Source organism: Rhodococcoides navarretei (assembly GCF_038069675.1).
GTDB lineage: Bacteria > Actinomycetota > Actinomycetes > Mycobacteriales > Mycobacteriaceae > Rhodococcoides > Rhodococcoides navarretei.
In genome coordinates, this window is record NZ_JBBPCN010000001.1 from 2,911,937 (window position 1) to 2,923,945 (window position 12,009).

Here is a 12,009-nt window from a genome sequence, read left to right on the forward strand (position 1 = left end):
TCACAGAATCACCACCATCAATACCACGAGAACGGCTCCGGCCAACATCGCCAACGCATACGACCGCACATATCCCGTTTGCAGCTGCCTGGACCGCGTCGATGCACCGCCGATCGTGCTCCCCACCCCGTCCACGACTGCGTCGATACCGTTGTCGGCGTGCACCAGTGCACGCGTCAGTGTCTGCCCGGGACGCATGAAGGCCGCCTCGTTGACGGCATCTCCGTAGAGATCGGCACGTGCAGCTCGGGTCAAGGGTGACACGTCCGCGGGTGGTATCGGCGGAACCTCACCCACGATGTACTTGCGGTAGGCGACGGTAGCGCCGACCAGCACCACCACCAGCACGGCGACGGTGACCACCCACGCCGGAATCGCGTGCTCCTCGTGTGCCGATCCCACCACGGGTTCCAGCCATGCCTCGAGTCGTCCGCCCACCGCGAGGAAAGCTCCCGAGGCCACGGAACCGACGGCCAACACGATCATCGGGGCAGTCATCGTCGCCGACGCCTCGTGCGGATGTGCCTGTGCGGACCAGCGTTTCGGACCGAAGAACGTCATCAGCATCACCCGGGTCATGTAGAAGGCCGTCAGGCCTGCACCGAGCAGTGTCACGCAGCCGAGAATCGGACCGGCCACTCCCCCGGCGGCGAATGCGACTTCGATGATCGGGTCCTTGGCGAAGAAGCCGGAGAACGGCGGCAGTCCGATGATGGCCAGGTAGCCGAGACCGAACGTGACGAATGTGATCGGCATCGCGGCGCGGAGTCCACCGAACTTCCGCATGTCGGTCTCGTCGTTCATGGCGTGCATCACCGAACCCGCGCCCAGGAAAAGGCCCGCTTTGAAGAAGCCGTGCGAGATCAACAGCACGATGGCGTAGGCGTACCCGGAGGGGCCGAGGCCGGCCGCGAGCACCATGTACCCGATCTGACTCATCGTCGACGCCGCGAGCGCCTTCTTGATGTCGTCCTTCGCGCAACCGATGACGGCACCGAACAGCAGGGTGACCGCCCCGACGGCGACGGTCGCCGCGCGGGCGGCAGGCGACGCCTCGAACACCGGACCCGAACGCACGATGAGATACACCCCGGCCGTGACCATCGTGGCCGCGTGAATCAATGCCGACACCGGTGTCGGGCCCTCCATGGCGTCGCCGAGCCACGACTGCAGCGGCACCTGCGCCGACTTTCCACACGCGGCCAACAGCAGCATCAGCGCCATGGCGGTGGCCACCGATTCGCTCGCCTCGCCGATACCGGCGAACACGACGTCGTACTGCACGGAGCCGAAGTTGACGAACATGATCATCAGTGCGACGGCCAAGCCGATATCGCCGACTCGGTTGACCACGAACGCTTTTCGGGCAGCCGATGCGGCCGACGGTTTGTGCTGCCAGAAGCCGATGAGCAGATACGACGCCAGACCGACACCCTCCCACCCGAGATAGAGACCGAGGAAGTTGTCGGCCAGAACCAGGACCAGCATGGCTGCCAGAAACAGGTTGAGGTACGCGAAGAAGCGTCGCCGCTCGGCGTCGTGGCTCATGTAGCCGATGGAGTACACATGAATGAGCGACCCGACCCCGGTGATCAGCAGGACGAAGCAGATCGACAATTGGTCTGCGCGCAAGCCGAATTCGACCTGCAGTTCGTCTACCGGAACCCACCGGAACAGTGTCTGGGTGAGAGCACGGTCGGACTCCGCGTGCCCGAGCATCGACCCGAACACCACTGCGGCAACAGCGAACGAGGACACCGCTGTTGCCGTCGCGACGAGGTGCCCCCACCGGTCGGTGCGCCTGCCACCGAGCAGCAGGAACGCCGCTCCGAAGGCAGGCAGAGCCGGCAGAAGCCACAGTATCGACATCATTTCTGCGCCCCCGTCAATTCTTCATCAGGGAGTTCTCGTCCATCGAAATCGACCGACGGGATCGGAAGATGGCCATGATGATGGCCAGGCCCACCACCACCTCGGCGGCGGCGACCACCATGGTGAAGAACGCGAACAACTGTCCGTCGAGATTGCCGTGCATGCGGGAGAAGGTGACGAACGCGAGATTGACTGCGTTGAGCATCAATTCGATGCACATGAACACGATGATGGCGTTGCGTCTGACGATGACACCCGCCGCTCCGATCGTGAACAGCAGTACGGAGAGGTACAGGTAGTTCTCCGGATTCATCGCTGGTCACCCCCGTCCACCTTGTACTGGCTCCGAGGATCGGCGAACATGGCGTTGACGGAGGACTCGGATTCGGTTCCGTCCGGCAACAGGGCGCGGCGATCGACGCCGTTGTGTCTGGCGTAGACGCCCGGGCTCGGCAGCGGTGTCACTCTGGAGCCGTCCCGGAATCGGTCCTGCGACATTTCGCGTTGACCTTTGACCGGCCCCAGAGCTTCCCGGTGCGCCAGAATCATCGCTCCGATGGTCGCAGTGATGAGGAGCGCCCCGGTCAACTCGAACGCCCACACGTACTCGACGAAGATCAGCTCGGCCAAGCCCTCGACGTTGCCGGTGGAGTTGGCGGCGTCGAGCCCGGCGAAGTCGAGCCGCCCGCTCTGGACCGAATCGCGGAGCAGTACGCCGATGATCAACAGCCCGAAACCGATTCCGATGACTACGGCCGCGATGCGGTGCCCGCGCAGGGTCTCCGTCAGCGATTCCGAGGTGTCGACTCCCACGAGCATCAGGACGAACAGGAAGAGCATCATGACCGCGCCGGTGTAGACGACGATCTGCACGACACCGAGGAACAACGCACCCTGCGCCATGTAGAACGTCGCCAGCACCACCATCGTGGCGGCGAGGAACAACGCCGAATAGACGGCCTTCGTGCTCATCACCACGCCCAGCGCGCCGATGACGGCGACGACACCGAGGGTCCAGAACTGCACGGCCTCACCGGTGGACGTGGCGTCGAGGGCAAGCAGCACAGTGGCGTCCCGGGTGCTCATCGCGCCGAGCCAGCCTCAGGTTCGGCGGCGGGTTCGACTGCCGGTTCGGCAGCGGACTCGGCCGTGGCCTCGTGGCCGGTGACGGTGCCCCGGTAGTAGTCCTCGGCCGAAAGGCCCGGTGCCATCGCGTGCGGCGCTGCCGTCATGTCCGGCTCCAGCGGTGCCAGCAGCGCGTCCTTCTCGTAGATCAGGTCGGCTCGGTTGTCACCGGCCAACTCGTACTCGTTCGTCATCGTCAGAGCGCGTGTAGGACAGGCCTCCACACACAAGCCGCATCCGATGCACCGGAGGTAGTTGATCTGGTACACCGCGCCGTATCTCTCGCCAGGAGAGAATCTTTCGGTCTCGGTGTTGTCGGCCCCCTCGACGTAGATGGCGTCGGCCGGGCAGGCCCACGCACAGAGCTCGCAACCGATGCACTTCTCGAGGCCGTCGGCGTACCGATTGAGCTGATGCCTACCGTGATAGCGAACCTCGGTCGGCTTTTTCTCCTCCGGATACAGCTCCGTCTCGGCCTTCTTGAACATCGTCGCGAACGTGACACCGAAACCGGCGATGGGACCGAGGAATTCAGGCATCTGCGTTCTCCTTCGGTGATCCGGCGGCGCGAGAGCGCACGCCGGCGTGCCGGCTCGGAACAGTCGAGCCCAGGCCGGGAATGGGGGGTACCGGGAAGCCACCTGCCAGTGCATCGAACTCGGCGACGGGTGCAGGAGGCGGCACGTTCCGCTCCCGTGCACGACGGCGCACCATGAGCAGCAGGGAACTGAGCACCGCCACCGCAAAGGTCATCGACACGACGAAGGTGACCAGAGGTACGTCGTATCGATCGGCCCCCAGCACGCGCACCGTCGCGATCACCATGACCCAGATCAGGGCAACGGGAATGAGAATTTTCCAGCCGAAGTTCATGAACTGGTCGTAGCGCAGCCTCGGCAATGTCGAACGCAGCCAGATGAAGACGAACAGGAACACCCAGACCTTGAGGGTGAACCACAGCACCGGCCACCACCCGGAGTTGGCGCCGCTCCACAGACTCAACGGAATCGGAGCCTGCCAGCCACCGAGGAACAGCGTGGTCGCGAGAGCCGACACGGTGACCATGTTGATGTATTCGGCAAGCATGAACATCGCGAAACGCAGCGACGAGTACTCGGTGTGAAATCCGCCCACCAACTCGCCCTCCGCCTCGGGCAGATCGAACGGCGCGCGGTTGGTTTCACCGACCATGGCCGTGACGTACACCAGGAACGACGGCAACAGCAGGAAGATGTACCACGTGTTCTGCTGCGCTGCAACGATTCCGGACGTCGACATGGTGCCCGCGTACAGGAACACCGCAGCGAACGACAAGCCCATTGCGACCTCGTAGGAGATCACCTGCGCCGTCGACCGCAGTGCGCCCAACAACGGATACGTCGAGCCCGACGCCCACCCCGCCAACACGATCCCGTACACACCCACCGAGGTGACCGCGAGAATGTACAGAACTCCCACCGGCAGGTCGGTCATCTGCAGCGGCGTCGTCGTACCGAACACCGATACCTCGGGCCCGAACGGAATCACAGCGAAGGCCATGAACGCCGGAACCACCGAAATGATCGGAGCCAGAATGTAAATCGGCTTGTCGACGCCGGTCGGAGTGATCCCCTCCTTCAGCGCCAGCTTGATACCGTCCATCAAGGACTGCAACAACCCCCACGGACCCACCCGGTTCGGACCCACGCGCATTTGCATCCACGCCATGATCTTGCGTTCGGCATAGATCGCAACCAGCGGGGTCAGCACCAGAAACACGAACACCGCCAAGGCCTTCCCGACAACCAACCACCACGGGTCGTTGCCGAACATCGACAGATCGGTCGGTGCGGCCAGGATCATGACTGCCCACCTCCAGGTTGTTCCGCAGTACAGCGACGAATGCTCACCACCGCGCCCGACTGCACCCCCAGCGAGCGATACACCGCCGACCCGGGCGAGTTCATCGGTACCCACACCACGGCGTCGGGCAGATCGGTGATCGTCAGCGGCAACGTGATCGAGCCGCGGTCCGTCGCAACGCTCACAAGGTCTCCGGTGTCGGCACCCATGGACGAGGCCGTTGCCGCCGACAATCGAACCGTGGGCCTTCGACCGGTTGCGGCGAGGTTGTCCTCACCGTCCTGCATCCGTCCCGCATCGATGAGCATCCGCCACGTGGCCAGAATCGCCTCCCCTGGTCCGACGGTCGGACGGTCCGCGCGGGGCGCAACCCGGGCCACCGCGGTGCGCGGGCCGTTCCACACACCGAGGCGAGCCAACTCGGCGCGTGCCGCAGCCGCGTCGGGCACGGCCAGTTCGACGCCCATCTGTGCGGCGATGGCGTCGAGGACGCGTTGATCCGGCATCACCGCGCCGGCACCGAGTGCGGTGTCGAACGTGCGAGGTCGTCCTTCCCAGTCGACGAACGTTCCCGGTTTGTCGACCACCGGTGCCACCGGGAACACGACGTCGGCCCGCTCGGTCACAGCGCTGCGGCGAAGCTCGAGGCTCACCACGAACGCAGATCGGTCCAGTGCATCGAGCGCACCGCGGGGGTCCGGCAGATCGTCGACATCGATTCCGGCAGTGACCATGGCCCGATCCGGTCCCGCGTCGGCCAGGATCGCTACGGTGTCACGGCCCACCCCCGCAGGCAGCTCGGGCACTCCCCACACCGCCGCCACCTCGGCGCGCGCAGCCGCGTCGGCCACCGGATGCCCGCCGGGCAGGACGTTCGGCAGCGCCCCTGCATCCAGGGCACCGCGTTCTCCAGCGCGTCGCGGAATCCAGGCCAGGCTCGCCCCCGTGTCGTCCGCCAGTTTCGAGGCAGCCGACAGACCCCCAGGAACGGAGCCGAGCCGCTCGCCCACGAGAACGATCGCACCGGGCTCTCGGAGGAGGTGCGCAATCGATTCGGTGTCACGATCGCCGACGTGCAAAGCATCGAGCCACCCCGGTTCGTCACCGGGATTCGCCTGCAGCAGGATGCCGTCGAGCTTCCGTAGGCCTCTACTGGAGAACGGCGCGATCGACGCCACCACGACTGTGCCTGCGCGGCGCGCCTTGCGCAGCCGCAGGAACACCAGTGGTGATTCTTCCTCGGGCTCGAAGCCGACAAGGAGCACCAACGGGGCGTTCTCGAGGTCGGTGTAGGTGACCCCGAGCCCGGTCGCGGCGATCCGTCCGGCCAGGAAGTTCGCTTCCTCTGTGCTGTGACTGCGATTGCGGAAGTCGATATCGTTGCTGTGCAATACGGTTCGGGCAAATTTGGAGTATGCGTAGGAGTCCTCGAGAGTCGATCTTCCGCCGAGCAGTACCGCAGCTCGACCGACCGCTGCGGCCAGGCCCTTCGCCGCAGCGGCTACCGCAGCCGACCACGACGTTTCGATCAGTTCACCCGAGTCGTCTCGGATCATCGGGGCGGTGATGAGATCGGGTTCGGTGGCATATTTGAACGCCCACCGTCCCTTGTCGCAGTTCCACTCTTCGTTGACCTGAGGGTCGTCCCCCGCCAGTCGACGCAGGACCTTGCCGCGTCGATGGTCCGTGCGTTGGGCGCAGCCACCGGCGCAGTGTTCGCACACGCTCGGCGACGAGGTGAGGTCGTACGGCCGCGCCCTGAACCGATATTCGGTGTTGGTCAGGGCACCGACCGGGCAGATCTGCACGGTGTTGCCCGAGAAGTACGAGTCGAACGGCTCGTTGCCGAAGATGCCCACCTGTTGAACGGCACCGCGTTCGAGCAGATCGATCGAGGGATCTCCGGCCACTTGAGCCGCGAACCGAGTGCATCGAGCGCACAGCACGCATCGTTCCCGGTCGAGCAGAATCTCGGCCGAGAGCGGAATCGGCTTGGGGTAGGTGCGTTTGGTCTCGGTGAACCTGGACTCGGTGCGGCCCGCAGCCATCGCCTGGTTCTGGAGCGGACACTCACCGCCCTTGTCGCACACCGGGCAATCGAGCGGATGATTGATCAGCAGCAATTCCATGACGCCGCGCTGCGCCTTCTCCGCCGACTCCGATGTCACCTGAGTGCGCACGATCATGCCCTCGGCCGCCGTCGTCGTGCAGGATGCCAACGGCTTGCGCTGCCCTTCGACATCGACCAGGCATTGCCGGCACGCCCCCACCGGATCGAGCAGCGGGTGATCACAGAAGCGCGGGATCTGTACGCCCATCAGCTCGGCTGCGCGAATCACCAACGTGCCCTTCGGAACACTGATCTCGTGGTCGTCGATGGTCAGCGTCACCATCTCGACTGGAGTGACCGACTGTTCAGACTGTGCCGTCACGACGTCAGCTCCTCTGCCATCAAGGTCGATCGGTGTGGATCGAACGGGCAACCCTGTTCGGTGACGTGTCGGATGTATTCGTCGCGGAAGTACTTCAGCGAGGACACGATCGGGCTTGCGGCTCCGTCTCCCAACGCGCAGAACGACTTTCCGGCAATGCCGTCTGCAATGTCGAGCAGCGTCGTGAGGTCCGCTTCGGTGCCGGTTCCGCCGTCGAGGCGGCGCAGTATCTGCACCAGCCAGTAGGTTCCTTCTCGGCACGGCGTGCATTTGCCGCAGGATTCGTGTGCGTAGAACTCCGTCCATCGCAACACAGCGCGCACCACGCACGTCGTGTCGTCGAAGATCTGCAAGGCCTTGGTACCCAACATCGACCCGGCGGCACCGACGCCCTCGTAGTCGAGCGGAACGTCCAGGTGCTCGCCGGTGAACATCGGCGTCGACGATCCTCCCGGTGTCCAGAACTTCAGCTCGTGACCGGGCCGGATGCCACCCGCGTAGTCCAGGAGCTCCCGCAGGGTGATGCCCAGCGGGGCCTCGTACTGGCCGGGCCGACACACATGGCCGGACATCGAGTACAGAGTGAATCCGGGTGACTTCTCGCTTCCCATCGACCGGAACCATTCGATTCCCTTGCGCAGGATCACTGGGACGCTGGCGATCGATTCCACGTTGTTGACCACAGTCGGGCGTGCGTACAGACCTGCCACCGCGGGGAACGGTGGACGCAGTCGGGGTTGACCTCGTCGCCCTTCCAGCGAATCGAGTAGCGCTGTCTCCTCGCCGCAGATGTATGCCCCGGCCCCCGCATGGATCACCAACTCGAGGTCGAACCCCGAGCCGAGAACGTCCTTGCCCAGGTAGCCCGCGGCGTAGGCGTCGGCGACCGCGGCCTGCAGTCTGCGCAGCACCGGTACCACTTCGCCGCGAACGTAGACGAATGCGCGCGATGCACGTATTGCGTAGGCCGCGATGATGATTCCTTCGATCAACGTGTGCGGGCTCGCCATCATCAGTGGCATGTCCTTGCACGTACCCGGCTCCGACTCGTCAGCGTTGACCACCAGATAGTGAGCTTTTCCGTCACCCTGAGGAATGAAACTCCACTTCGTTCCGGTCGGGAATCCTGCACCACCGCGGCCGCGCAGGCCGGAATCCTTGACGAATGCGATGAGATCGTCGGGGTCCATGGCGAGGGCCTTCTCGAGCCCTCGATATCCGTCGTGGCTGCGGTAGGTGTCGAGGGTCCACGAGTCCTTTTCGTCCCAGAACTCGCTCAGCACCGGTGTCAGGGCCATGTCACTTCCCCTTCGTCGGTGGATCGGTCTCGGTGGTGTTCGGCTGCGGTGGAACGGTTGCCGAGGGTGCCGGAGCCGGTTTCTCGCGCACGGTCTCCGCCACTGCTTCGGCACCGAGATCGGGATGATCGTCCGGGGAGCCGGTGACGGCCTGGGGAGCAGACATCGAGTGCTCTCGGGCGTACCGCAGGCCGGCGAGAGTGGCTTCGCCTGCGCTGCCGGAGGATTCGAGTGCCCCGGGGCGGTCGTCGGCGAACCCGGCCAGAATTCGCTCGGTCTCGCGAAATGTGCACAGCGAAGCGCCGCGGGTCGGGGTCACCTGCGCACCGGATCGAAGCGCGTCGACCAGGTCCCGCGCCGACGCCGGAGTTCTGTTGTCGAAGAATTCCCAGTTGACCATCATCACCGGCGCGAAGTCGCACGCGGCGTTGCACTCGATGTGTTCGAGGGTGATGGCACCGTCGGCGGTGGTCTCGCCGTGGTCGATCTCGAGGTGGTCCCGCAAGGCGTCCATGATGGCGTCGCCGCCCATGATCGCGCACAGGGTGTTGGTGCACACCCCGACGCGATAGTCGCCGGTGGGCTCGCGGCGGTACATCGAGTAGAACGTCGCGACGGCGGTCACCTCTGCACCGGTGAGATCGAGGACGTCGGAGCAGAATTCGATTCCGGCCGGCGTCAGATAGCCGTCCTCGGATTGCACCAGGTGCAGCAGCGGTAGCAAGGCCGATCGCGCCTGAGGATAACGAGCGAGGATGATATCGGCGTCTTCGCGCAGGCGGCCACGGACGTCGGCGGGATAAGACGCGCGTGCGTCGGGGCCGACAAGTTGTACGGCTTCTTCCGGGCGGGCTCCGAGTTGGACGAGCACCGGCTCCGAGCGTGGTGCGGTCATCGGTCCACCCCGCCCATCACGGGATCGATACTGGCGACGGCAGCGATGACGTCGGAGATCATGCCGCCCTCGCACATCGCGGCAACCGCCTGCAGATTGGTGAACGAGGGGTCTCTGAAATGCACTCGGTACGGCCGAGTTCCGCCGTCACTGACGATGTGCACACCCAGTTCACCTCGCGGCGACTCCACCGTGGACAGCACTTGTCCTGCCGGCACTCGCATTCCCTCGGTCACCAATTTGAAGTGGTGGATCAACGACTCCATCGAGGTGTTCATGATGGTGCGCACGTGGTCCTGAGAATTGCCGAGACCATCGGGTCCGGAAACCAGTTCGGCCGGCCAGGCGATCTTCTTGTCGTCGATGACCACCGGTCCGGGCCGCAGGCGATCGAGGGTCTGCTCGACGATCTTGAGCGATTCCTTCATCTCTTCGACGCGAATCAGATAGCGCCCGTAGCAATCGCATCCGGTGTCGGTCACAACATCGAACTCGTAGTTCTCGTACCCGCAGTAGGGGTCGGACCGGCGCAGATCGTAGGGAAGTCCGGTCGATCGAAGCACCGGACCGGTGACACCCAGGGCCATGCACCCCGTGAGGTCCAGGTAGCCGACGTTCTCGGTTCTGGCCTTCCAGATCGGGTTGTCGTTGAGCATGAGTTCGAGATCGCGTAGACGTCCGGGAAGAACCCGCAAAAGCTCGCGGACCTTGTCGATCGCGTCGGCAGGCAGATCCTGAGACAAGCCGCCGGGACGAATGTAGGCGTGGTTCATGCGAAGTCCGGTGATGGCCTCGAAGACGTCGAGAATCAGTTCGCGTTCTCGGAAGCCGAACAGCATCGCTGTCACGGCACCCAATTCCATTCCACCCGTGGCCAATGCCACGAGGTGCGACGAGATCCGATTGAGCTCCATCAGCATCACCCGGACAACCGTCGCCCGCTCGGGAATGTCGTCGGTGATGTCGAGCAGCTTCTCCACCCCGAGGCAGTACGCGGTCTCGTTGAAGAAGGGTGACAGATAGTCCATCCGAGTGACGAACGTGACGCCCTGAGTCCAGTTGCGATACTCGAGATTCTTCTCGATACCGGTGTGCAGGTAACCGATTCCGCACCGGGCCTCGGTGACGGTCTCGCCTTCGATCTCGAGAATCAACCGCAGCACACCGTGGGTGGACGGGTGTTGTGGACCCATGTTGACCACGATGCGTTCGGTGGTGGACCCGCGCGCCAGTTCGACCACGTCGTCCCAGTCCTGGCCCGACACTGCATAGATGGTTTCGTCCGTTGCGCTCATCAGTTGTACGACCTGCGCTCGTTGGGAGGCGCAACCCGGGCACCCTTGTACTCGATGGTTATTCCGCCCAGGGGATAGTCCTTGCGTTGCGGGTGGCCGACCCAGTCGTCGGGCATCTCGATCCGCGTCAGCGCGGGATGACCGTCGAAGACGATGCCGAAGAAGTCGTAGACCTCGCGCTCGTGCCAGTCGTTGGTCGGATACACCGCGCAGAGCGAGGGTGTGTGCGGATCTGCATCGGGCACAGCCACTTCCAGTCGCAGACGGCGTCCGTGGGTGATGGACACCAGATGGTAGACCGCGCGCAATTCTCGGCCGATCTGATCCGGGTAGTGCACACCTGATGCCCCCGTGCACAATTCGAATCTCAGTTCCTCGTCGTCACGCAGAACACGGGCCACAGCGGGCACATGCTCCCGGGAGAGATGCAGTGTCAGTTCATCGCGAAAGATCACCGCACGCTCGACGGCGTCCTCGAACGGCACGGCCGCGTCACCGGCCTGGAGAACAGTGGCCAATCGATCGACCAGTGCGTCGAAGTAGCTGCCATAGGGCCGGACAGCCGTGTCCGCTGACGCCACCGGCGGCTGCAACCTGCCGTAGCCCGAGGTGTCGCCACTCCCCCGGACACCGAACATCCCGCGGGATCCGCGCGCCGTCATCGCAGCAGCCCCTTCAAGTCGATGGTCGGGGTGGACGTCAGCGCTGCAGCCTCGGCAGCCGCGCGTACCTGCTCGCGATTGACACCCAGTGGCATCTCCTGAATCTTTTTGTGCAGCTCCAGGATTGCGTTGAGCAGCATTTCGGGTCGAGGTGGGCAACCGGGGAGGTAGATGTCGACGGGAACGATGTGATCGACACCCTGAACCACCGCGTAGTTGTTGAACATTCCGCCCGAGGACGCGCAGACTCCCATGGCCAGGACCCATTTCGGCTCGGCCATCTGGTCGTACACCTGCCGCAGTACGGGCCCCATCTTCTGGCTGACCCGGCCTGCCACGATCATCAGGTCCGCCTGGCGGGGAGACGCACGGAACGCTTCCATACCGAATCGCGCGAGATCGAACCGACCGGACGTGGTGGCCATCATCTCGATCGCACAGCACGCGAGACCGAAGGTCGCGGGCCACAACGAACCCTTGCGTGCATAGCCGGCCAACCCCTCGACGGTGGTCAGCAGAAATCCGCTGGGTAGCTTCTCTTCGAGTCCCATCGATCACGCTCTTTTCGTATCCGCTCGAGGTGAGAAC

11 protein-coding genes are annotated in these 12,009 nt (G+C 64.3%); all 11 read right to left on the reverse strand.

Translation table 11 applies throughout. The annotated features are described in order from the left end of the window. From nuoL to AABD04_RS13705, 11 genes are read right to left on the reverse strand one after another with little or no spacing between them, the layout of a single operon-like run. Positions 1 to 1,872: an NADH-quinone oxidoreductase subunit L gene (nuoL, locus tag AABD04_RS13655; RefSeq protein ID WP_341441510.1), complete on the reverse strand. Its 1,872-nt coding sequence runs from the start codon at positions 1,870 to 1,872 to the stop codon at positions 1 to 3. Between the two features lie 13 nt (positions 1,873 to 1,885). Then, the gene (nuoK, locus tag AABD04_RS13660) at positions 1,886 to 2,185 is read right to left on the reverse strand and encodes an NADH-quinone oxidoreductase subunit NuoK (protein WP_008717020.1); all 300 of its coding nucleotides are present in this window, start codon (positions 2,183 to 2,185) and stop codon (positions 1,886 to 1,888) included. Further along, positions 2,182 to 2,958, reverse strand: a complete 777-nt coding sequence (locus AABD04_RS13665) for an NADH-quinone oxidoreductase subunit J (protein WP_335740734.1) — start codon at positions 2,956 to 2,958, stop codon at positions 2,182 to 2,184. The genes nuoK and AABD04_RS13665 overlap by 4 nt, the downstream gene beginning before the upstream one ends. Further along, a complete protein-coding gene (nuoI, locus tag AABD04_RS13670; RefSeq protein ID WP_341441511.1) occupies positions 2,955 to 3,536 on the reverse strand; it encodes an NADH-quinone oxidoreductase subunit NuoI in 582 nt (193 codons plus the stop codon). The genes AABD04_RS13665 and nuoI overlap by 4 nt, the downstream gene beginning before the upstream one ends. After that, complete coding sequence (gene nuoH / locus AABD04_RS13675; protein ID WP_341441512.1) at positions 3,529 to 4,839, reverse strand: NADH-quinone oxidoreductase subunit NuoH; 1,311 nt, start codon at positions 4,837 to 4,839, stop codon at positions 3,529 to 3,531. Before nuoH ends, nuoI begins: the two co-directional genes overlap by 8 nt. Further along, positions 4,836 to 7,271 carry an NADH-quinone oxidoreductase subunit G gene (locus tag AABD04_RS13680; protein ID WP_341441513.1) on the reverse strand — a complete coding sequence of 812 codons (2,436 nt, stop codon included), beginning with the start codon at positions 7,269 to 7,271 and terminating at the stop codon, positions 4,836 to 4,838. The genes nuoH and AABD04_RS13680 overlap by 4 nt, the downstream gene beginning before the upstream one ends. Further along, a complete protein-coding gene (gene nuoF / locus AABD04_RS13685; protein WP_341441514.1) occupies positions 7,268 to 8,569 on the reverse strand; it encodes an NADH-quinone oxidoreductase subunit NuoF in 1,302 nt (433 codons plus the stop codon). Before nuoF ends, AABD04_RS13680 begins: the two co-directional genes overlap by 4 nt. Position 8,570: 1 nt before the next feature. Next, on the reverse strand, positions 8,571 to 9,464 hold the full coding sequence (gene nuoE / locus AABD04_RS13690) for an NADH-quinone oxidoreductase subunit NuoE (protein WP_341441515.1): 894 nt from the start codon (positions 9,462 to 9,464) through the stop codon (positions 8,571 to 8,573). Beyond that, positions 9,461 to 10,759: an NADH dehydrogenase (quinone) subunit D gene (gene nuoD / locus AABD04_RS13695; protein ID WP_243609851.1), complete on the reverse strand. Its 1,299-nt coding sequence runs from the start codon at positions 10,757 to 10,759 to the stop codon at positions 9,461 to 9,463. The genes nuoE and nuoD overlap by 4 nt, the downstream gene beginning before the upstream one ends. Beyond that, entirely contained in the window at positions 10,759 to 11,421 is a 663-nt protein-coding gene (locus AABD04_RS13700; RefSeq protein ID WP_341441516.1) for an NADH-quinone oxidoreductase subunit C, read from the reverse strand. The genes nuoD and AABD04_RS13700 overlap by 1 nt, the downstream gene beginning before the upstream one ends. After that, a complete protein-coding gene (locus tag AABD04_RS13705; RefSeq protein ID WP_243609849.1) occupies positions 11,418 to 11,972 on the reverse strand; it encodes a NuoB/complex I 20 kDa subunit family protein in 555 nt (184 codons plus the stop codon). The genes AABD04_RS13700 and AABD04_RS13705 overlap by 4 nt, the downstream gene beginning before the upstream one ends. Between the last annotated feature and the right edge of the window lie 37 nt (positions 11,973 to 12,009).